Here is a 21236-nt window from a genome sequence, read left to right on the forward strand (position 1 = left end):
GATGCCAACCGACCCGCCCGGCCTCCAACATGACCATTCCGACCGCTCCCAGCCTCCAGCCCCCCAGCCTGAACGTTCCTGCGGAATCAGACCGGCGCCTTGTCCGCCCCCTTGGCGAGCGCCGCCGCGGCCGCCCCCACCAGCCCCGCGTCCGTGCCCATCTGGGCCGGTACGACCGCCAGACGCTGGACGAAGGACAGGGTGGCGTAGTCGGTCAGGGCCTTGCGGAGCGGCGTGAGGAGCACCTCGCCCGCCTTGCCCACTCCCCCGCCGATCACCGCGATGTCGATCTCGACGAGGGTCGCGGTGGCGGCGATCCCGGCGGCCAGCGCCTGCGCGGCCCGCTCGAAGGAGGCCACGGCGACCGGATCGCCGGCCCGGGCCGCGGCGGCCACCGCGGCGGCGGAGGTGTCGCCGTCCGGTCCGGGCCGCCAGCCGTTCTCGTAGGCCCGCCGGGCGATGTTGGGACCGCTGGCGATGCGCTCCACGCAGCCGCGCGAGCCGCACGCGCACGGGTCGCCGTCCATGTCGACGCTGATGTGACCGATGTGGCCCGCGTTGCCGGTCGGCCCCGGATGCAGCCGGCCGCCCAGCACCAGGCCGCCCCCGACGCCCGTCGACACCACCATGCACAGCGCGTTGTCGTGCCCGCGGGCGGCGCCCTGCCAGTGCTCGGCCGCCGTGATCGCCACGCCGTCGCCGATCAGCTCGACCGGCAGCCCGCCGGTCGCCGCACGGACCCGTCGGACCAGCGGATAGTCGCGCCAGCCGGGCACGTTGACCGGACTGACGGTGCCCGCGGAGGCGTCCACCGGGCCCGCGCTGCCGATACCGAGAGCCGAGGCGCGTCCCCACAACGGCGACACGGTGAGTTCGCCGAGCACCTCCTCGACGGCCCGCATGACGGTCTCGCCGTCCTCCTGGGCGGGCGTGGCGCGCTGCGCGCGGACCAGGATGTGGCCGCGGTCGTCGACCAGCGCGCCCGCGATCTTGGTGCCGCCGATGTCGAGCGCTGCCACGAGGTCGGTGTGCATCAGTGTCAAATCTCCCCGTCAACCGTCAGAAAGGCGGGCCGTTCCGAGGTGGGGGCACGGACACGGCAATTGTGGTGGACAGTGTCCCCCGCATCTGACAACGTTGTCCAGGCTCTATGCTCGACGCCACATCCTCATACAAAATCATGGACGCCGCACCCCTCTCCGGGGGATGAACCCGTGGATGCCCCGTGGACGACAGGACAGGACGCCGTATCGTGCCCGAGACCACCCGCCGTGCAGAGCGAATCGCCGCCACGCGTTACGGCAACCGTCCGACGATGAAGGACGTGGCCGCACGCGCCGGAGTGGGCCTCAAGACGGTCTCCCGCGTGGTCAACGGCGAGCCGGGCGTGACCCCGGAGACCGAGCGGCGGGTGCAGGAGGCCATCGACGCGCTCGGCTTCCGCCGCAACGACAGCGCGCGGGTGCTGCGCAAGGGCCGTACCGCCAGCATCGGCCTGGTCCTCGAAGACCTCGCGGACCCGTTCTACGGCCCGCTCAGCCGCGCGGTCGAGGAGGTGGCCCGTGCCAACGGCGCCCTGCTGATCAACGGCTCCAGCGCGGAGGACCCGGACCGCGAGCAGGAATTGGTGCTGGCGCTGTGCGCCCGGCGCGTGGACGGTCTGGTGGTCATCCCGGCCGGTGACGACCACCGTTATCTGGAGCCGGAGTTGAAGGCGGGCGTGGCCACGGTGTTCGTGGACCGTCCGGCCGGGCAGATCGACGCCGACGTGGTCCTGTCCGACAACTTCGGCGGCGCCCGCGACGGTGTCGCCCACCTCATCGCGCACGGCCACCGCCGGATCGGCTTCATCGGTGACATGCCCCGCATCCACACCGCCGCCGAGCGGCTGCGCGGCTACCGGGCCGCGATGGAGGACGCGGGGATACCGGTCGAGGAGAAGTGGATGTCCCTCGGGGTCACCGATCCGGAGCGGGTGCGCCGCGCGGCCGAGGGGATGCTGTCCGGGCCCGATCCGGTGACCGCGGTCTTCGCGGGCAACAACCGGGTGACGGTCACCGTGGTCCGGGTCCTCGCCGAGCACACGCGCCGGGTGGCCCTGGTCGGCTTCGACGACATCGAGCTCGCCGACCTGCTCCAGCCGGGCGTCACCGTCGTCGCCCAGGACGCCGCCGCCCTCGGCCGCACGGCCGCCGAGCGGCTGTTCCGGCAGCTGGACGGCACGCTGGTCACCCCGGAGCGGATCGAACTGCCGACCCGGCTGATCACCCGCGGTTCGGGCGAACTGCCGCCGGCGGACTGAGATCGTGCCCTTGAGCGACCGCACCCTGGAAGCGCTCGGTCTGGCCGAGGCGCCGCGCGATCACCCGCTGCTCTACCCGGGCGCGTGGCCCTCGGACTCCGGACTCCTCGACGGGGACCGGCTGTTGCCCCTGGTCCGCCTCGTGCACGAGGACCGCGTCCCCGTCCTCGCCGTCGGCTCCAACGCCAGCCCGGCCCAACTGCGCCACAAGATGGCCGAGCACGGGATCGTCGCCCCGATCCCGATGGTGCGCACCCGCGTCACGGGCCTCGACATCGGCGTCTCCGCCCATGTCAGCCGGCTGGGCTATGTGTCCGCCTCCCCGGTCGAAGCGCCGGGAGCCGTACGGGAGTTGTACGTCATCTGGCTCGACGCCGAGCAGCTGGCGGTCGTCGACGCGAGCGAGGGCGCGCATCTGGCGGCCGGGAACTACCGGCGCGCGTGGCTGCCCGCCCCCGAGGTGCGGTGCGAACTCGCCGACGGCAGCGCGCTGCCGGGCGCGTATGTGTACGTCAACACGCACGGCGTCCTCCACGACGGCACCGGCGCCCCGCGCAGCCACCCCGGCCAGCGCCCCCTGCTCACCGAACTCCTCGTCGGATCGGCCCGGTTGAGGGAGCTGTTCGGCGTCACGCCCGAGGAGTTCTGCGCCCGGGCGCGCGCCGACCACGGGCTGTGCCGGGAGGGGACGCGGCTGTTCAGGCGGGAGAAGCTGGTGACGGCCTCCGGCCTGGAGCGGTACGCGGAGGCTCAGCAGACGGGCAGTCCGGGCACCGGCTCGTCGTTGGCGCCGCCCTTGAGGTAGACGTCGCTGACGAAGACGCCGGTGTTGCCGCTGTCGTCGTCGGTCTTCGCCCACCAGACGTTGGTCCACTCGCCGTAGGTCTCGCGGCGGCCCAGATTCTGCTGGCAGTAGAAATAGTTGGTGCCCGCGTTGAGGACGCCCGCCTTGGCGCCGGAGGCGGTGTAGGAGTCGGCGGTCCGCCAGACCTGGCAGTTGTACTTGCCGCCGCCTGCGGAGACGCAGGACGCGGCGGGCTTGGTCGTCTCGCCGGCGCCGCCGGCGCTCGGGGCGGGGGCATGGCCCGAAGTCCTGCTCGGGGCCGGACTGGTGGCCCGCGCGGTGGGCTTGCCGTCGGCCGTGGCACTCGCGGACGGAGTTGCCGTCGGCGTCTTCTTGGCGCCCTGCTCCGTCGGTTCGGGCTCGTCCGTGCGTACGGCGTCGCCACGGCCGCTCGCGGCCGATGTGGCCCCGGCGTCGGTGACGGAGGACGTGGAGCGCGCGTCGGTGTCCGTGTCGCCCGAGTCGTCGAGGAATGCCACGGTCGCTCCGGCCGACGCGAGCACGAGGGCGACAGCCGCCGCGACGAGCAGAACCTGGCGCCTGCCCCGCGCGGGGCGAGCGGCGTCCATGGGCCCGGTGACGTCCGGAACGGCCTGGGCCGGGGGCGGGCCGAAGCCCTGCGGCGCCGAGGGCGCGCCCGGTGCCGGGGGCGGGCCGAACCCCGGCGGCACCGCCGGCACGCTGTGCTCCGTCACCACGGGCGCCGCCGGCGCCGTACCCCGCAGCCGTGTCGTGGCGGAGTCGGCCGCCCCGGAGTCCGCGACCGCCTGGAGCAGTGCGCGGGCCTCCTCCGCCGCCGGGCGCCCCTCGGGGCGCTTGTCGAGGAGCAGCTGGAGGACGGGTGCGAGCGCGCCCGCGCGCGTGGGCTGCGGCAGGGCCTCCGAGACGATGGCGGTGAGCGTGGAGAACGTCGACGTACGCCGGAACGGCGACGCGCCCTCGACCGCCGCGTACAGGGTCGCGCCCAGGGCCCAGACGTCCGAGGCGGGGCCCGGGTCGGCGCCCTGGGCGCGCTCGGGTGCCAAGTAGTCCAGGGAGCCGACGAGTTCGCCGCTGCGGGTCAGATGCGTGGCGGAGCCGTCGCCCGGGTCGTCCATCGTGGCGATCCCGAAGTCGGTGAGGACCACGCGGCCCGACCGGTCGAGCAGGATGTTGCCGGGCTTCACGTCCCGGTGCAGGACGCCGGCGCGGTGGGCGGCGGCGAGCGCGTCCATGACCTTGGCGCCGATGCCGGCGGCCTCGTGGGGGTCGAGGGTGCCGCGGTCGCGCAGGACGTCGTCCAGGGACGGTCCGTCGACCAGCTCCATGACGATCAGCGGGCGGCCGTCGACCTCGGTCACGTCGTGCACGGCGACGACTCCGGGATGGCGTACCCGGGCCGCCGCGCGGGCCTCGCGCTGCATGCGCAGCCGCAGATCGGACAGTTCCGGCCCGTCCGCGTCGGTGTAGGTGCGCAGTTCCTTGACGGCGACCTCACGGCCGAGGACCTCGTCCACCGCCCGCCAGACCACGCCCATGCCGCCCCGCCCGAGCTGGGCCACGACGCGATAGCGCCCGGCCAGCAGCCGGCCGGTCCCGTCCGCCCGTCCGTTGTCCCCCGAAGACACCGCCGCCCCGTTCCTCCGTACGCAAGTGCAAGGTCGCGTACAGAGTACGGGGCGGCTGTGACAGTCCTCGTCGAGGTCGCCGAGGTGTTACTTGGCCGAGGCCGTCAGGTCCGCGCGGCGCGGTCCGGCGTACGACTGGAGGCGCGCCAGGGTCAGTCCGGTGAGGCGGGTGACCTCGCCGGTGTCGAGGGCGCCGCAGTCGAGGCCGCGCAGGAGGTACCCGGCGAGGGCCTTGGCGGTGGCGGGCTCGTCCATGACGTCGCCGTCGACGTGGTTGGCGTAGGCGGCGAGGCGCTTGGCGGCCGCTTCGAAGCCTTCGCGGTAGAAGGCGAAGACGGCCGCGTAGCGGGTCGGGAGGTGGCCGGGGTGCATGTCCCAGCCCTGGTAGTAGGCGCGGGCCAGGGCGCGGCGGGTGAGGCCGTAGTGCAGCTTCCAGGCCTCGTGGACCCTCTCGGTGGTGCCGACCGGCAGGACGTTGGTGGAGCCGTCCGAGACGCGTACGCCGGTGCCGGCGGCGGCGACCTGCATGATCGCCTTGGCGTGGTCGGCGGCCGGGTGGTCGCTGGCCTGGTAGGCGGCGGAGACGCCGAGGCAGGCGCTGTAGTCGAAGGTGCCGTAGTGCAGGCCGGTGGCGCGGCCCTCGGCGGCGTCGATCATGCGGGCGACGGTGGCGGTGCCGTCGGCGGCGAGGATGGCCTGGCTGGTCTCGATCTGGATCTCGAAGCCGATGCGGCCGGGGTGGAGGCCGCGGGCCTTCTCGAACTGCTCCAGGAGCCGGACCATGGCGGTGACCTGCTCGGGGTAGGTCACCTTGGGCAGGGTGAGGACCAGTCCGTCGGGCAGGCCGCCGGCCTCCATCAGGCCGGTGAGGAAGACGTCGAGGGTGCGGATGCCGCGGTCGCGGACCGGGGACTCCATGCACTTCATGCGGATGCCCATGTACGGGGCGGCGGTGCCGTTCTTGTACGCGTCCGCAACGAGTCGGGCCGCGCGGGCGGCGTCCTGGTCCTCGTCGGTGCCCTTGTAGCCGTCCTCGAAGTCGACGCGGAGGTCTTCGATCGGCTCGCGCTCCAGCTTGGCTCGCACGCGCGCGTGGACGGGTTCGGCGAGGTCGTCGGAGAGTCCGAGCACGGCGGCGAAGGAGGCGGCGTCGGGGGCGTGTTCGTCGAGGGCGGCGAGGGCCTGGTCGCCCCAGGAGCGCAGGGTGTCGGCGGCGAAGACGTTGCCGGGGACGTAGACGGTGTGGACGGGCTGGCGGGTGCCCGGGTCGCCGGGGTAGCGGCGCTCCAGTTCGGCGTCGACCGGCGCGAGGGAGGCGCTGATCTCCTCGCTGACGGCGCCCGCGAGGCTCGTCGCCACCTGCTCCTGCTGACCCATGCCACACCCTCCTGTTTTCCGCACTACGGAATCAACAATCCGTAGAGCGAAGTTATCCGTGGTTCTTCCCGCAGGTCAACACCCCGTCCACAGCATGAGCCGCCACGCCCCTTCCGGCACCCCCCACCCCACCACGCCCTCTTTCGCACACCGGTTCCCCCCTTCATCCTGATCCGTCGGGAGGGGATTTCATGCCGGACACCGACAGAATGACGCGTCGCATGGGACTGAGAACCATGGTGGCCACCGCGCTCACCTTGCCCCTGATGGCCACGATGCCCGCGTCCGCCGCCCGCCCGGTCGGCCGCCGCCTCGATGCCATGACCTTCAACCTGCGCTTCGCCAGTGCCGTCGAACCCAACAGCTGGGCCGTGCGCCGCCCGGTGATGCGCGCGCTGCTGCGCCGCGAGGCCCCCACGTTCATCGGCACCCAGGAGGGCCTCTACCAGCAGCTGCTGGACATCCACGCCGACCTCGGACCGCACTACGCCTGGATCGGCACCGGCCGCGAGGGCGGCAGCCACGACGAGTCGACCGCGGTCTTCTACGACACCCGGCGCCTGGCCCCGCTCGAACACGACACCTACTGGCTCTCCGACACGCCCCGGACGATCGGCTCGAACACCTGGGGCGCCGCGCTCCCCCGGATCGTCACCTGGGTCCGCTTCCGCGACCGCGCCGACGACGGGCGGGAGTTCTACGTCCTCAACACCCATCTCGACCACGTCAGTCAGTACGCGCGCGAGCGCGCCACCCTGCTCATCGCCGAGACGATCGCCGCGTTCGACCGTTCGTTACCGGTCGTCGTCACCGGCGACTTCAACGCGGCGGCCCACGACAACCAGGCCTACGACAACCTCGTCGCGTCCGGGCTCGTCGACACCTGGGACGCGGCCGCCGAACGCGGCGACGCCTACGGGACGTTCCACGGCTACGAGCCGCTGACGCCCGACGGCGAGCGCATCGACTGGATCCTGGCCAGTTCGGGGGTGAAGGTCCACCGGGCCTCGATCAACACCTTTGCCGTCGACGGGCAGTTCCCGAGCGACCATCTGCCGGTCCAGGCGACTTTGACCCTGGGATGAGCCGAGGCCCCCGCCACCGCCTGGAAAGCGGTCGCGGGGGCCTCGTCCACCCGAAGGACAGGCGCTGCGGGGATCAGCCCTTGCGGGCCTTGACCTCCTCGGTCAGGGCGGGGACGACGTCGAAGAGGTCGCCGACCACGCCGTAGTCGACCAGGTCGAAGATCGGGGCCTCGGCGTCCTTGTTGATCGCCACGATCGTCTTCGAGGTCTGCATGCCCGCGCGGTGCTGGATCGCACCGGAGATGCCCGAGGCGATGTACAGCTGCGGCGAGACCGACTTGCCGGTCTGGCCGACCTGGTTGGTGTGCGGGTACCAGCCGGCGTCCACGGCGGCACGCGAGGCACCCACGGCCGCGCCGAGGGAGTCGGCGAGCGCCTCGATGATCGCGAAGTTCTCGGCGCCGTTGACGCCACGGCCGCCGGAGACGACGATCGCGGCCTCGGTCAGCTCCGGACGGCCGGTCGACTCACGCGGGGTGCGCCCGGTGACCTTGGTGCCGGTCGCGGCGGCGGAGAAGGTCACGGACAGCGCCTCGACGCTGCCCGCGGCCGGGGCGGCCTCCACGGCGGCCGAGTTCGGCTTGACCGTGATGACCGGGGTGCCCTTGGAGACACGGGACTTGGTGGTGAAGGAGGCGGCGAACACCGACTGGGTGGCCACCGGGCCCTCGTCGCCGGCCTCCAGGTCGACGGCGTCGGTGATGATGCCGGAACCGATGCGCAGCGCCAGACGGGCGGCGATCTCCTTGCCCTCCGCGGAGGAGGGGACCAGGACGGCGGCCGGGGAGACGGCCTCGACGGCGGCCTGGAGGGCGTCGACCTTGGGGACGACCAGGTAGTCGGCGTACTCGGCGGCCTCGTGGGTGAGGACCTTGACCGCGCCGTGCTCGGCGAGGGCGGCGGCGGTGTCACCGGCGCCGTTGCCCAGCGCTACGGCGACCGGCTCGCCGATACGGCGGGCCAGGGTCAGCAGCTCCAGGGTGGGCTTGCGGACGGCACCGTCCACGTGGTCGACGTAGACGAGGACTTCAGCCATGGGAATGCTCTCCTGCTTGGATCGGATGAGGGGCGGTCGGCGATGTCGGGCTCAGATGAACTTCTGGCCCGCGAGGAACTCAGCGAGCTGCTTGCCGCCCTCGCCCTCGTCCTTGACGATCGTGCCCGCGGTGCGCGCCGGACGGGCCGCAGCGGTCTCGACCTTGGTCCAGGCACCCTCGAGACCGACCTCCTCGGCCTCGATCTCGAGGTCCTCCAGGTCCCAGGACTCCACCGGCTTCTTCTTGGCCGCCATGATGCCCTTGAAGGAGGGGTAACGCGCCTCGCCCGACTGGTCGGTGACGGACACGACGGCCGGCAGGGACGCCTCCAGCTGCTCGCTCGCGGCGTCGCCGTCCCGGCGGCCCTTGACGGTGCCGTCCTCGACGGAGACCTCGGAGAGCAGGGTGACCTGCGGGACGCCCAGGCGCTCGGCGACCAGCGCCGGGACGATGCCCGCGGTGCCGTCGGTGGAGGCCATGCCGGAGATCACCAGGTCGTAGCCGGCCTTCTCGATCGCCTTCGCGAGCACCAGCGACGTGCCGATCGCGTCGGTGCCGTGGAGGTCGTCGTCCTCGACGTGGATGGCCTTGTCGGCGCCCATGGACAGCGCCTTGCGCAGCGCGTCCTTGGCGTCTTCCGGACCCACCGTCAGGACGGTGATCTCCACGTCGTCGTCGGAGTTCTCCGAGATCTGCAGCGCCTGCTCGACCGCGTACTCGTCCAGCTCGGAGAGCAGGCCGTCCACGTCGTCACGGTCGACGGTCAGGTCATCGGCGAAGTGCCGGTCGCCAGTGGCGTCGGGCACGTACTTCACGGTGACAACGATCCTCAAGCTCACGCCGGCTCTCCTACTGCTGCGTCGACATTTCCGGGCTGCCTACTTGCAGGCAGCATAGGCGCCCCGAGGGGCCGATCCCGATCGGGGCGGCCCGCGCTCCGAACGAAATATTACTCGTCAGTACACCCAGTTCGTTCCCGCTAAGCAAGCGCTTTGAACTGTGACCTTTGCAACGCAGCGTAATCGGAACTCGACGGTCCCGCAGAGGGAGGGCCGGCGTGCGGCGCGAGCCGTCAGTCGCGCAGTCCGCTGAAGCCGCCCTGGTGGTACAGGAGCGGACGGCCGGGGCCGGCGGGGTCACCGAGGAGCACCTCGGCGAGGACGATCCGGTGGTCGCCCGCGGGCACGCGCGCGACGACGCGGCACACCACCCAGGCGAGGACGTCGTCGAGGACGGGGACACCCTGGGGCCCCTCGCGCCATCCGGTGGGCGCGCCGAAGCGGTCGGCGCCGCTGCGCGCGAAGGTGGCGGCCAGCTCCTGCTGATGCTCGCCGAGTATGTGGACGCCGACGTGCTCGGCCTCGGATATCGCAGGCCAGCTGGAGGCTCCGGTACCGATGCCGAAGGACAGCATCGGGGGCTCGGCGGAGACCGAGGTGAGCGAGGTGGCGGTGAAGCCGACCGGGCCGCCCTCACCACGGGCGGTGATCACGGCGACGCCCGCCGCATGCCGCCGGAAGACGGAGCGCAGCAGATCGGGGGAGGCGAACTGAGGGGTACGGAGGTCCGGCGTGGCCGTCATGGGGTCGTCCTTCTGCGAGGCGGGGCGAGCTGGTCCGTGGCTGCTCAACAGCCCGGACAGCGCGCGCTCGCGGTGCGGGCCAGGTCGACGTGGACCCGCCCGAAGAGAAGGAGTTCGGAAGGCATACAGTCAGGCTGACGATAGGTGGTACGCCCAGTCAAGTACGTCCCGGCATATGGGAGCTGCCTCACCGTCACACGGCCTCGCCGAGGGCCGCGATGACATCCGCCTTGCGCGGCTGCCCGGTGGCGCGCCGCACCACCCGGCCCTGGGCGTCGAGCACCAGCACGGTCGGCGTCTTGAGGATGTCCAGTGCGCGTACGAGGTCCAGGTGGGCCTCGGCGTCGATCTCGACGTGGGCGACCCCGGGGACCAGGTCGACGACCTCGCCGAGGACTCTCCGGGTGGCCCGGCAGGGCGCGCAGAAGGCGCTGGAGAACTGGACGAGGGTGGCCCGCTCCCCCAACTCCGCGCCCAGCTCGGCCGAGCCGAGCCGCTTGTCGTCGTCACGCCCGCGCACCCGCACTCTCCCGTTCCGCTGCCTGTGCAGCACTCCGTAGACGCTCGCCGCAGCGAGCACCAGTACACACACCACGACTCCGGTCATCACCCAGCTCCAGCGTTCACGAGACTGCAAAGATTCCCCACTCCACCCATGGCCTTCCATGCGGAATGCTTGATTCATGGACATCGACGTGAGGGGACCGCGCTTCGGGGCGGCCGTGACGACCCTAGTGCTGGCGGTCGTGCTCATCACCGGCAGCGTGTGGCTCCTGGCCTGGCAGACCCTGGCGTTCGCGCTGGGGGCCGCTGGCGGCGTGGGACGTTCGCCGTACGGCTGGCTGTTCCGGAAGGTCGTGCGGCCCCGCATCGGTGCGCCGACCGAGTTCGAGGCGCCCGAACCGCCGCGGTTCGCACAGGCGGTGGGCCTGGCCTTCGCGGTCGTCGGCCTGGTCGGCTACGGCGTCGGACCGGCCTGGCTGGGACTCGCGGCGACCGGGGCCGCGCTCGCCGCCGCTTTCCTGAACTCCGCGTTCGGGTACTGCCTGGGGTGCGAGATGTACCTGCTCGTGCGGCGAGTGACCGTACGCGCATAGTAAAGGCGGCGTAAAAGCACGAGGTGGATCAAGGCGCCGACGTGACAAGGATCTCGCCGTTCGCGGGCACGAGGACTGGCCCCCCGCCCGTTCTTGGGGCACGATCTGCGAGATGCCGTAAACCTACGGTGTCGTAACTTTCCCGCCGGGAACCCCCTTTCCCAGGCAGAGAAGGAAGGGTCCACCCCGTCCATGGCAGAGCTTGTCTACCGACCTGTCGTCGGCCTCGCCCGCACGCTGTTCAAGGCGTGGGACCTGAAGATCGACCTCAAGGGTTCGGAGAACATCCCGCGCTCTGGCGGCGCCGTGCTGGTGAGCAATCACATCAGCTACCTGGACTTCATCTTCGACGGGCTGGCCGCACTCCCCCAGAAGCGTCTTGTGCGCTTCATGGCCAAGGAGTCCGTGTTCCGGCACAAGATCTCCGGTCCGCTGATGCGCGGGATGAAGCACATCCCCGTGGACCGCAAGAGCGGCGAGGAGGCCTACCAGCACGCGCTGCGGTCGCTGCGCTCCGGTGAGATCGTCGGGGTCTTCCCCGAGGCCACGATCTCGCAGTCGTTCACCCTCAAGACCTTCAAGTCCGGTGCCGCGCGCCTGGCTCAGGAGGCGGGCGTACCACTGATCCCGATGGCGCTGTGGGGCACGCAGCGGCTGTGGACCAAGGGCCACCCGCGCAACTTCAAGCGCAGCCACACCCCGATCACGATCCGGGTCGGCGAGCCGGTCGAGGCGCCCAAGGACAAGTACGCGGGCGCGATCACCCGCCAGCTGCGCGAGCGCGTCCAGGAGCTCCTGGAGGCCGCCCAGCGCGCCTACCCGCACCGCCCCAAGGACGCCGACGACACCTGGTGGATGCCGGCCCACCTCGGCGGCACGGCGCCCACGCCGGAAGAGGTCAAGGCCGCCGAGGCCCGCTGACCGCCCGAGATCACCGACCCGCGCCGCCGGCTCCGCCGCTCGCCCGATAGGGTCCGCCCGTAAACGGGTGGACGCGCTACGGGGGCAGGGAATGCGGCGCTGGGTCAAGGTGGCGGTGTCGGCCGCGGTCGTACTGGGCGTGGGCGGCTGGATCGCCACCCCGTACGCGCAGGACTGGTGGCTGCTGCGCACGGCTTGCGACGGCGTGTTGCCGGTCGACGCGGTCCGTGAACTCGGGCGCGACGGCGACCACTTCAAGGACGCGGAGTCCGCGACCCACGAGGAACTGGGCGACTACAGCTGCTCCCTCGGCTTCGACGGCGACGACGTGCGCGACGACCGACTGTTCGCGACCGAGGCGTACACCCGGCGGGACGACGTGGACCGGGAGTTCATGACGGTCCTGTCCGAGTCCGGGTTCGACCGCGTGGGACCGATGGCGGACGGACTGCCCGGCTACGTCGACAAGTACGGCGCCCTTCAGTTCCTCCTGCCCTGCCCGGAGTTGGGCAAGGACGACGAGGGACGGCAACGCAAGCTGCTGGTCCGCACCTGGCTCGGCCGGGACACCCTGCGGGCCACCCCCGCCGCCTACGAGACGGCGGTGGCTCTCACCAACTCCGCCTCCGACCGCCTCGGTTGTGGCGCCGAGCCGCTGAAGGCGCCCGACGAGGACGCCGCGCCGGTGGATCCGCAGGAGGACCCGAAGACGGTGCCGCTCGCCGACGCCGGTGACACGGCGTGCGGGTGGGCGCTCAAGGCCGGCGGGCTCGAGGCCGCGCAGTGGCGGGTGGCGGTGCTCATGAACGACGCGGGTCCAGTGGGACGTTGCGACCTGTACGCGCGGGACGCCGACTCCGGCGAGTGGGAACCCCGGCTGTGGTTCGCCGCCTGGTACGGCGACTGGAGCAACCGGCTGCTCGCCGAGGAGCGGAGACACGGGACCGGCTCCCGTACGGCGACCGCCCGTTGCGACGGCGAGGCCGCCAACTTCGCGCTCAGCGCCGCCAAGGACGTTCCCGGCGTCGACGGGACCGGGAAGCGCGAGCTCTTCGCGGCCTTCACCGAGGCGCAGGTCGCGCAGCGGAACTGCACGCGGCTGCGCCTGGGCGGCTGACCCCACCCCCCATCAGTACGAGGTCAGCCAGAGCGCCCTGACGTACCGGTCATCCATCAACTGCCGTAGCTGCGTGGCACGTTCCGTCGGCACCTGGCGCGCCTTCGCCCAGGCGTCGAGGACCGTGAACAGCTGGTGCCGCCCGTCCGACAGGTCGCCGCTCAGCGGGCCGGAGACCGGCCGCTCGGCGATGTCCCCCATGACCGGCCGGCTGCTCACCTGCCGCGGGGCCGCCTGATAGGCGCCGCGCGTGTGCTGTCGTACGGCCTTGTCGAAGGCCGCGAGGTCGGGGATCGTGCCGTCCCTGGCGTACCGTGCCCGGTGGTTCATGAGGCTGCCGATGCGGTCGGTGAGGTGTTCCAGGTCGACGTCGGCCCAGGTCGTGGTCGACTTCGGGCTGCCGTCCTTCTCCTTGCCCGGCCGGTAGGCGGGGTCGGCGCCGGCACTGGTGAGGCGTTCGAGGTAGTAGGCGAAATACGCGCGCTCGGCGTCGTAGAGGATGGCGAACGCCTCGGGGTCCTTGGCGAGTTCGCCGACCAGGGCCTCCGGGTCCGCCCGTACGTCGGAGTAGGGCTGGGTGTGCTCGAAGTCGGCGTGGGCCTCGTGCGGGGCCAGGAAGCGGCCGTACGTCGTCCAGCCGGTGTCGTCCGCAGCGGCGCCCACGGCGTCCACCGCCGGGCTGTAGGCGTCGCGGCTGGGGCTCAGGAAGCGGTTGGCGTCGACCACGTACTCGGCGAGGACACGGGCCACTCCGGGGGCCGCCCCGCTGGGCACGGTGTCGTCGTCGAACGCGGCGACCACGGCGTACGCGGCGCGGGCCTGGGCGAGCGTGTGCGGCTTGCCCTTCGCCGTGGCCCGGGTGGCGGCGAAGGCGACCTGGCCGAGCACCTCGCCGCCGTCGCCGCACGGGTTCTCGTGGATCAGCAGCTCGCGCACGGCGTCGTACCGGGACAGGTCGTCGCCGGGGTCGAGGGCGCGGGTGGCGGCGGCCGGGTTCTTCGCGAGGGCGCGGGTCGAGGCCGGGATCTCCTGGCAGGGAGCGTCCTCGACGGAGTCCGCGAGAACGATCGGTACGGCCGTGGCGGTCGCCAGCAGGGCCAGCGCCACGGCCGAGGTGAGCAGCCAGTGCTGCCTCAGCCGGGCGAGGGGCCTCGTGGACTGCTCGTCGGTGCCGGTGCTGTTCTCTTGCGTTCCCCCGTCATGCATACGGGGAGATTAACGATCGCGACGGATCAGCCGCGCAGCGGGTCGGCGGCGTGCACGTCGATGCGCGCTCCTGGGCTGAACTTCTCCAGCAGTTCGGCGAGTTCGGCGCCCGCCTGCTCGACCTCGGCGACCGGCATCGGGGCGAGGCTCTCCAACAGGAAGATGCCGGAGACGGTCTCCTCGGTGAGCCGGGTGCGCGGGCCCTGGCGCCAGTTCCAGCGGCGGCAGGTCACCCCCAGCTCGTCGCGCCACACCACCTCACCGGCATCGGGGTGCTCGACGACCTCCTCGCCGCCGGCGACGGTCACGAACTCTTCGTCACCGCCGGCCCGCACGAGCCGCATGCCGCCCTGGATGCGGTCGATGTCCTCACCGCCGACCGGGATCAGATGGGCGACGCTGATGGCGTTGTAGAGGTCGACGAGCAGGTTGATCCGCGGCAGTCCGCCGTCCGCCAACGCCCTCTTGGCCAGCGCCTCCGCCGAGTTGCGGGTCCGTGACGGCTTCGACCCGAACGCCGTGTACATCTCGCGCCAGGCCGCCATGTGCGGGTCCTCGTGCGGGGCGCGCCCGTCCAGGCGTACGGCGAGACGACGGGCCGCGTCGTCGAGGAGCGCCGAACTGGCGTCGGTGCTCGGCCCGTTGACGAGGCCGTGGGCCTCGATCGCGACATGCGTGAAGCCGGGCGCGAGGGCGCGGACCTCGTCGGACACGGTGAGGGAGAAGGTCATCGCCTGCCTCAGAGTTCGGTCGGGAGCGTCTTCCACAGAGAGGACCGGTCGGGGGCGGCTTTGAGGACGCTCAGGACGGCCGGGTGCGGTTCAGCATACAGGACTGGATAGTCCAGCTCATTGGACTCAAGGTCGGGCACCCACGCCAGCCGCTCACCGTCGAGGGAGAACTGCGCGTCGACGCCCGGCTTGTTTCCGCGCGGGTCCTGCCGATGCCAGGCACCGTTGAAGCGGACCGCGACCAGGCCGTGCACCTCGTCGAACTTCTGATAGCAGAGTGCGGTGGGAATGTCCTCGGCCCGCAGCAGGGCCGCCAGCGCGTGGGACTTCGCGTAACAGATGCCGGTGCCCTGCTCCAGGACGTCGGAGGCCCGCCAGGTGACGCGCGGGTCCCCGGAGTCCTGGGAGTGCGGGATGGTGTCGCGGACGAACTCGAACGCCAGCCGTGCATAGGCATACGAGTCCTCGGCGTCCCGCGCGAGCCGGGCCGCGGCCTGCCTGACGAGCGGATGGTCATGGTCGATGACCTCGTCGGCGGCCAGATAGGCGGACAGATCAGGGGTGTTCTGGATCAGCTCCATGCCCGCAGAGCATAGAAACGCGATCACCCGACCGTCAATGACTTTACGAGTGATCGCATATCTATGCATTCGAAGCCGGGGCACTACTGGTGCGCCATCTCCTCCTTGAGCGCCGCGACGAACGCGTCCACGTCGTCCTCGGTCGTGTCGAAGGCGCACATCCAGCGGACGACGCCCGCGTTCTCGTCCCAGAAGTAGAAGCGGAAGCGCTTCTGGAGGCGGAGGCTCACGTCGTGCGGGAGTTTGGCGAAGACGCCGTTGGCCTGGACCGGGTAGAGGATCTCGACGCCGTGCACGGCGCGGACGCCCTCGGCCAGGCGCTGGGCCATCTCGTTGGCGTGCCGGGCGTTGCGCAGCCACAGGTCCTTGGCGAGCAGCGCCTCCAACTGCACCGACACGAAACGCATCTTGGAGGCGAGCTGCATGGACAGCTTGCGCAGATGCTTCATGTGGGAGACCGCGTCCTGGTTGATCACCACGACCGCCTCGCCGAACAGCGCGCCGTTCTTCGTCCCGCCGAGGGAGAGGATGTCGACGCCGACCGCGTTGGTGAACGTCCGCATGGGGACGTCGAGGGACGCGGCCGCGTTGGCTATGCGGGAGCCGTCGAGGTGGACCTTCATGCCGTGGGCGTGGGCGTGGTCGCAGATCGCGCGGATCTCGTCCGGCGTGTAGAGCGTGCCGAGCTCCGTGCTCTGGGTGATCGAGACGACCTGCGGCATCGCCCGGTGCTCGTCCTCCCAGCCCCACGCCTGCCGGTCGATCAGCTCGGGGGTGAGCTTGCCGTCGGGAGTGGGGACGGTCAGCAGCTTCAGACCGCCCATCCGCTCCGGCGCCCCGCCCTCGTCCACGTTGATGTGGGCGCTCTCCGCGCAGATCACCGCGCCCCACCGGTCGGTGACCGCCTGGAGCGCCACGACGTTGGCGCCGGTGCCGTTGAAGACCGGGAACGCCTCCGCCGTGGGCCCGAAGTGGCTGCGGATGATCGTCTGGAGGTGCTCGGTGTAGTCGTCCTCGCCGTAGGCGACCTGGTGCCCGCCGTTGGCCAGGGCCAGGGCGGCGAGCACCTCCGGGTGGGCGCCGGCGTAGTTGTCGCTGGCGAAGCCCCGGGTGTCCGGGTCGTGATGGCGTCGGGCGTCGGTCTTCGGCGGGTTCACGGCTTCTCGGTGAGCCACAGACGGTTTCCGTTCACTTCTCCGGCGGGCTTGTCCCAGACCTCGGCGATGGCTCCGGCCAGATCCTTGACGTCCGTGAAGCCCGCGAACTTGGCGTTGGGTCGCTCGGCGCGCATCGCGTCGTGCACCAGGGCCTTGACCACCAGGATCGTGGCGGCGGAGGTGAGCTCCTCACCGGCCCCGGCCTTGCGGAAGAAGTCTGCCATGGCGAGCGTCCACGCCTCGGCGGCGGCCTTGGCGGCGGCGTACGCGGCGTTCCCCGCGGTGGGCTTGCTCGCGCCCGCCGCGCTGATCAGGACGTAGCGGCCGCGGTCGCTGCGCTGGAGCGCCTCGGAGAAGGCGAGGGAGGTGTGCTGCACGGTGCGGATGAGCAGCAGCTCCAGGAAGTCCCAGTCGTCGAGGCTGGTCTTGATGAAGGTCTCGCTGCCGCGCCAGCCGCCGACGAGGTGGACGACGCCGTCGACCCGGCCGAACTCCTTCTCGATTCCGTTGGCCCACTCCCGCGTGGAGTCCAGGTCGAGCAGGTCGACCGGCTCCCCGGTGACGGTGGCGCCGCCGCCCCCGTCGCGGGCCGCGCTCACCGCCTCCGCGAGGCGCTCGGGGTCGTTGTCCGCGCCGACGACCGTCGCCCCGGCCTCCGCGAGCCGCAGCAGTGTCGCGCGGCCCGCGGGTCCACCCGCGCCGGCCACCGCGATCACCGCACCGCTGAGAGCTCCGTTCCCCGCCATGTTCTTCGCCTCCTGAGCTTGCCGTGCAGTGTTCTCGGTACCGCGGTCGTTCACGCGGCGACCCGCTCGGCGCTCTCCGCACGGATGCCCTTGGTGCCGGCGATCACGTTCTTCAGCTTCTTGGAGAGGGCCTCATAGAACATGCTCAGCGGAAACTCGTCCGGAAGCACGTCATCGACGAGTTTCCGGGGCGGCTGGGACAGGTCGAGGGCGTCCGGACCCTTGGCCCACTTGGAGCCCGGGTGCGGGGCGAGGTACTGCGAGACCAGGTCGTAGGCGGCGAACCAGTGGACGAGCTTCGGACGGTCGATGCCCGCCCGGTAGAGGTCCTCGATCTCGGCGCACAGCTGGTTGGTGACCTGCGGGGCGCGCTGCCAGTCGATGTGCAGCTTGTTGTCGGTCCAGCGGACGACGTCGTGCTTGTGCAGGTAGGCGAAGAGCAGCTGGCCGCCGAGGCCGTCGTAGTTGCGCACCCGCTCGCCGGTGACCGGGAAGCGGAACATGCGGTCGAACAGCACCGCGTACTGCACGTCACGGGCCTGCGGGACGCCGTCGGCCTCCAGCTTCACGGCCTCCTTGAAGGCGGTGAGGTCGCAGCGCAGCTCCTCCAGGCCGTACATCCAGAACGGCTGGCGCTGCTTGATCATGAAGGGGTCGAAGGGCAGGTCGCCGTGGCTGTGGGTGCGGTCGTGGACCATGTCCCACAGGACGAAGGCCTCCTCGCAGCGCTTCTGGTCGTGGACCATCGCGGCGATGTCCTCGGGGAGGTCGAGGCTCAGGATGCCGACGGCGGCGTCGGTGACGGCGCGGAAGCGGGCGGCCTCGCGGTCACAGAAGATGCCACCCCAGGAGAATCGTTCCGGCGCTTCGCGCACGGCGATCGTCTCGGGGAAGAGCACGGCGGAGTTGGTGTCGTAACCGGCCGTGAAGTCCTCGAACTTGATGCCGCAGAACAGCGGGTTGTCGTAGCGGGTGCGCTCCAGCTCGGCCAGCCACTCCGGCCACACCATGCGCAGCACGACCGCTTCGAGGTTGCGGTCGGGGTTGCCGTTCTGCGTGTACATCGGGAAGACGACCAGGTGCTGCAGGCCGTCCGCGCGGCCCTTGGCGGGCTGGAAGGCGAGCAGCGAGTCGAGGAAGTCGGGCACCTCGAAGCCGCCCTCGGCCCAGCGCTCCAGGTCCTTGACCAGGGCCTGGTGGTAGGCACGGTCGTGCGGGAGCAGGGGGGACAGCTCCTCTACGGCCGCGGAGACCTCGCGTACGGCCGCCTCGGCGGTGGCGCGGTCCGGGGCACCCTCGGCGGTGAAGTCGATCGACCCGTCCTTGGACTGCCAGGGCCTGATCCGCTCCACGGCACCCTTGAGCACGGGCCACGCCGGGTGATCCACCACCCTGGTCGCGGGAGGAACCTGCTCCTCCATAGCCGCCTGCACAAGAATTTCCGTCATGTCCCATCCTCCACGGGAGAACCTCGCGTCAGGACACCGTATGCATATGTGGTTCCTGTCAGCAAGAGGGGGCCCCGCAAATTATCCTGCCCACCCCCATGGTCACGAAACTTTTTCCTGCCGGATGCCATGACGGCGCTCCCGATGGGTATACGTGATCCTCTTGGGGGCACGAGTGGTCAATGCCCGCAGGACTCGCCCACCCCAGGGTGACCGCCCGAAGCGGTACCGGCCAGTCCTGCCCCTCGCGCCACGCCGATCCCCCGTGTACGCAGGGGTTCATCACCGGCCGAGGCCATTAGGCTGCGGAAGCCGAGCCGCCGTCGACGGAAGCGAGTTGAACCTTGAACTTCCTTACCATCGGTCATCGCGGAGTCATGGGTCTCGAACCCGAGAACACCCTCCGTTCCTTCGTCGCCGCCGAACAGGCGGGCTTCGACGCCATCGAACTCGACCTGCATCTCAGCAAGGACGGGGCCCTCGTCGTCATGCACGACACGGACGTGGACCGCACGACCGACGGGACCGGCCCGATCGCCGAGAAGACCCTCGCCGAGCTGCGCACCCTGGACGCGGGCCTGGGCGAGAAGGTCCCCGTCTTCGAGGAGGTCCTGGAGGCGGTACGGTCACCGCTCCAGGCCGAGATCAAGGACATCGCGGCGGCGCGGGCGCTGGCCGAGGTCATGCTCAAGCGGGACCTGGTGGGCCGGGTGGAGGTGTCCTCGTTCCACGACGAGGCGATCGCCGAGGTCTCCCGCCTGGTGCCGGGCGTACGGACCGCGCTGATCGGCAGCCGGTACGGCACCGACATCGTGGAGCGCGCCCAGGAGGCCGGCGCCGCGACCGTCTGCCTCAACATCCGCCGGATCACCCTGGAGATCGTCGAGCACGCCCGCAAGGCGGACCTCAGGATCATCGGCTGGGTGGTGAACACGCAGGACCATCTGCGTCTCGTACGCGCCCTGCAACTGGACGGCGCGACCAGCGACTACTCGGAGATCAAACGCACCGCCCGCTTCACGGCGTGACGATCAGGGTCTGCTCGGCGGATCAGGTCGCAGGAAAGCAGCGGTGCCCCAGTGACGCTGGTGAGCGGGGTGTGGTGCGTCGAGCTGCAAGGCGGAGGAGGGAGTCGACGCGGAGCGTCGGGGACCGACGACAACGCGGCAGATCGGCGTGCCACACCCCGCGTCTGCGGCATGATCCGCCGGGCAGGCCCTAGGCGAGCGGCTTGACCAGCAGCTCGAACTGCAGGTCGTCGCGCTGCGGGATGCCGAAGCGCTCGTCGCCGTACGGGAACGGGGCCATCCGGCCCGTACGGCGGTAGCCCCGGCGCTCGTACCAGGCGATGAGGTCGTTCCGTACGGAGATCACCGTCATGTGCATCTCCGTGACGCCCCAGGTCTCCCGCGCCGCCCGCTCCGCCTCCGCGATGATCACCTTGCCGAGGCCGCCGCCCTGGAGCCGGGGGCTGACCGCGAACATCCCGAAGTAGGCGTGGTCACCGCGGTGTTCGAGCTGGCAGCAGGCGACGACCTCGCCCTCGCGCTCGACGGTGAGCAACCGGCTGTCGGGCGACTTGATGACCTGGAGCACGCCCTCGGGGTCGGTCCGCTGCCCCTGGAGGATGTCCGCCTCGGTGGTCCATCCGGCCCGGCTGGAGTCCCCGCGGTACGCCGACTCGATCAGCGCGACCAGCGCGTCCACGTCGGCGTCGGTGGCATCGCGGAAGGTGAGTCCAGCGGTCATGGGGCGTTTCTCCACTCTCGGGCACGACACGGGCACCGACGAGGGTAACGCCCGCACTAGGCTCCGCCGCATGGTGCACGTACTGAGCGGCCGGACCCTGATCCACCCCGTCGACCCCGAACGTTCCCGCGTCTTCTACGGCGAACAACTCGGCCTCGCCGTCTACCGCGAGTTCGGCACGGGACCGGAACGCGGCACCGTCTACTTCCTCGGCGGCGGCTTCCTGGAACTCTCCGGCCGCTCCGAGACCCCGCCCTCCCCGGCCGTCCGTCTGTGGATGCAGGTCCAGGACGTCACGGCGGCGCACGAGGAGCTGGTGGCGAAGGGCGTCGAGATCGCGCGACCGCCGGTGAAGGAGCCGTGGGGCCTGATCGAGATGTGGCTCACCGACCCGGACGGCATCAGGATCGTCCTCGTCGAGGTCCCCGCGGACCACCCGATCCGCTTCCGCCCGGGTATCTGAGGACCGCGGCTGCGACTGGCGCGTTCCTTCTGTCGCCTGGGCACCGGCCGAATGGCAGGCGTACGCGGCCGGGCCCAGCGTGCGAGAGGGGGCTCGCGTCGGTGGAAGGGGCGTGGCGGCATGAGGCTCGACAAGCCGGTGGCCGGTGGGCCCTGCTGGGCCGAGGTGGGAACGCCGGATCTGGCG

The 21236-nt window shown here is 71.2% G+C and carries 22 protein-coding genes; 8 read left to right on the forward strand and 14 right to left on the reverse strand.

From position 1 onward, the window contains the following. Positions 1–86: 86 nt before the first annotated feature. Positions 87–1034, reverse strand: coding sequence for an ROK family protein (locus CRP56_RS04975; RefSeq protein ID WP_097260612.1), 948 nt, complete (start codon positions 1032–1034; stop codon positions 87–89). Positions 1035–1252: 218 nt separating this feature from the next. On the opposite strand from CRP56_RS04975, the gene CRP56_RS04980 reads away from it, so the two are divergent. Together CRP56_RS04980 and CRP56_RS04985 are read left to right on the forward strand one after the other, a co-directional pair. After that, complete coding sequence (locus CRP56_RS04980) at positions 1253–2302, forward strand: LacI family DNA-binding transcriptional regulator (protein ID WP_097260614.1); 1050 nt, start codon at positions 1253–1255, stop codon at positions 2300–2302. Position 2303: 1 nt separating this feature from the next. Further along, positions 2304–3107, forward strand: a complete 804-nt coding sequence (locus CRP56_RS04985; protein ID WP_097260616.1) for a hypothetical protein — start codon at positions 2304–2306, stop codon at positions 3105–3107. On the opposite strand, the gene CRP56_RS04990 is transcribed toward CRP56_RS04985, so the two are convergent. Together CRP56_RS04990 and CRP56_RS04995 are read right to left on the reverse strand one after the other, a co-directional pair. After that, positions 3053–4753, reverse strand: a complete 1701-nt coding sequence (locus CRP56_RS04990; RefSeq protein ID WP_097260618.1) for a serine/threonine-protein kinase — start codon at positions 4751–4753, stop codon at positions 3053–3055. The genes CRP56_RS04985 and CRP56_RS04990 overlap by 55 nt on opposite strands. Before the next feature lie 87 nt (positions 4754–4840). Then, positions 4841–6130, reverse strand: a complete 1290-nt coding sequence (locus CRP56_RS04995; protein ID WP_097260620.1) for a DUF6986 family protein — start codon at positions 6128–6130, stop codon at positions 4841–4843. A 191-nt stretch (positions 6131–6321) separates the two neighbouring features. Here CRP56_RS04995 and CRP56_RS05000 point away from each other — a divergent pair, with 191 nt between their 5' ends. Next, positions 6322–7215 carry an endonuclease/exonuclease/phosphatase family protein gene (locus CRP56_RS05000; protein ID WP_097260622.1) on the forward strand — a complete coding sequence of 298 codons (894 nt, stop codon included), beginning with the start codon at positions 6322–6324 and terminating at the stop codon, positions 7213–7215. Between the two features lie 73 nt (positions 7216–7288). Here the strand turns inward: CRP56_RS05000 and CRP56_RS05005 are convergent, their stop codons facing one another. The 4 genes from CRP56_RS05005 to CRP56_RS05020 form a co-directional block, all read right to left on the reverse strand. Next, positions 7289–8251 (reverse strand): electron transfer flavoprotein subunit alpha/FixB family protein, encoded by a 963-nt coding sequence (locus tag CRP56_RS05005; RefSeq protein WP_097260624.1) that lies wholly within the window; start codon positions 8249–8251, stop codon positions 7289–7291. A 51-nt stretch (positions 8252–8302) separates the two neighbouring features. Further along, positions 8303–9091 (reverse strand): electron transfer flavoprotein subunit beta/FixA family protein, encoded by a 789-nt coding sequence (locus CRP56_RS05010; protein WP_059196784.1) that lies wholly within the window; start codon positions 9089–9091, stop codon positions 8303–8305. 233 nt (positions 9092–9324) lie between these two features. Beyond that, positions 9325–9834: a flavin reductase family protein gene (locus CRP56_RS05015; RefSeq protein WP_097260626.1), complete on the reverse strand. Its 510-nt coding sequence runs from the start codon at positions 9832–9834 to the stop codon at positions 9325–9327. Positions 9835–10027: 193 nt separating this feature from the next. Then, on the reverse strand, positions 10028–10441 hold the full coding sequence (locus CRP56_RS05020) for a TlpA family protein disulfide reductase (protein ID WP_097260628.1): 414 nt from the start codon (positions 10439–10441) through the stop codon (positions 10028–10030). A 76-nt stretch (positions 10442–10517) separates the two neighbouring features. Here CRP56_RS05020 and CRP56_RS05025 point away from each other — a divergent pair, with 76 nt between their 5' ends. The 3 genes from CRP56_RS05025 (at position 10518) to CRP56_RS05035 (ending at position 12969) form a co-directional block, all read left to right on the forward strand. Beyond that, positions 10518–10931, forward strand: coding sequence for a DUF4395 domain-containing protein (locus CRP56_RS05025; RefSeq protein ID WP_097260630.1), 414 nt, complete (start codon positions 10518–10520; stop codon positions 10929–10931). Positions 10932–11123: 192 nt separating this feature from the next. After that, a complete protein-coding gene (locus CRP56_RS05030; RefSeq protein ID WP_097260632.1) occupies positions 11124–11852 on the forward strand; it encodes a lysophospholipid acyltransferase family protein in 729 nt (242 codons plus the stop codon). 91 nt (positions 11853–11943) lie between these two features. Further along, complete coding sequence (locus tag CRP56_RS05035; protein ID WP_097260634.1) at positions 11944–12969, forward strand: hypothetical protein; 1026 nt, start codon at positions 11944–11946, stop codon at positions 12967–12969. 12 nt (positions 12970–12981) lie between these two features. Here the strand turns inward: CRP56_RS05035 and CRP56_RS49045 are convergent, their stop codons facing one another. The 6 genes from CRP56_RS49045 to CRP56_RS05065 all read right to left on the reverse strand — a co-directional run bounded on the left by CRP56_RS49045 (position 12982) and on the right by CRP56_RS05065 (position 18838). Then, positions 12982–14175 carry a hypothetical protein gene (locus tag CRP56_RS49045; protein ID WP_097260636.1) on the reverse strand — a complete coding sequence of 398 codons (1194 nt, stop codon included), beginning with the start codon at positions 14173–14175 and terminating at the stop codon, positions 12982–12984. A 26-nt stretch (positions 14176–14201) separates the two neighbouring features. Beyond that, positions 14202–14906, reverse strand: coding sequence for a B3/B4 domain-containing protein (locus tag CRP56_RS05045; RefSeq protein WP_097260639.1), 705 nt, complete (start codon positions 14904–14906; stop codon positions 14202–14204). Positions 14907–14914: 8 nt separating this feature from the next. Then, positions 14915–15487: a transglutaminase-like domain-containing protein gene (locus CRP56_RS05050; protein ID WP_097260641.1), complete on the reverse strand. Its 573-nt coding sequence runs from the start codon at positions 15485–15487 to the stop codon at positions 14915–14917. A gap of 83 nt (positions 15488–15570) precedes the next feature. Continuing rightward, a complete protein-coding gene (locus tag CRP56_RS05055) occupies positions 15571–16644 on the reverse strand; it encodes a threonine aldolase family protein (protein ID WP_097260643.1) in 1074 nt (357 codons plus the stop codon). Next, positions 16641–17390: an SDR family oxidoreductase gene (locus CRP56_RS05060; protein WP_097260645.1), complete on the reverse strand. Its 750-nt coding sequence runs from the start codon at positions 17388–17390 to the stop codon at positions 16641–16643. Before CRP56_RS05060 ends, CRP56_RS05055 begins: the two co-directional genes overlap by 4 nt. 50 nt (positions 17391–17440) lie before the next feature. Beyond that, a complete protein-coding gene (locus CRP56_RS05065) occupies positions 17441–18838 on the reverse strand; it encodes a DUF6421 family protein (protein WP_097260647.1) in 1398 nt (465 codons plus the stop codon). A 344-nt stretch (positions 18839–19182) separates the two neighbouring features. Here CRP56_RS05065 and CRP56_RS05070 point away from each other — a divergent pair, with 344 nt between their 5' ends. Continuing rightward, positions 19183–19866: a glycerophosphodiester phosphodiesterase gene (locus CRP56_RS05070; RefSeq protein WP_097260649.1), complete on the forward strand. Its 684-nt coding sequence runs from the start codon at positions 19183–19185 to the stop codon at positions 19864–19866. A 190-nt stretch (positions 19867–20056) separates the two neighbouring features. On the opposite strand, the gene CRP56_RS05075 is transcribed toward CRP56_RS05070, so the two are convergent. Further along, on the reverse strand, positions 20057–20587 hold the full coding sequence (locus CRP56_RS05075) for a GNAT family N-acetyltransferase (protein ID WP_097260651.1): 531 nt from the start codon (positions 20585–20587) through the stop codon (positions 20057–20059). Between the two features lie 70 nt (positions 20588–20657). On the opposite strand from CRP56_RS05075, the gene CRP56_RS05080 reads away from it, so the two are divergent. Continuing rightward, entirely contained in the window at positions 20658–21050 is a 393-nt protein-coding gene (locus CRP56_RS05080) for a VOC family protein (protein WP_097260654.1), read from the forward strand. Positions 21051–21236: the final 186 nt, after the last annotated feature.

This window comes from Streptomyces sp. TLI_55, assembly GCF_900206255.1.
Taxonomy (GTDB): Bacteria; Actinomycetota; Actinomycetes; order Streptomycetales; family Streptomycetaceae; genus Streptomyces; species Streptomyces aquilus.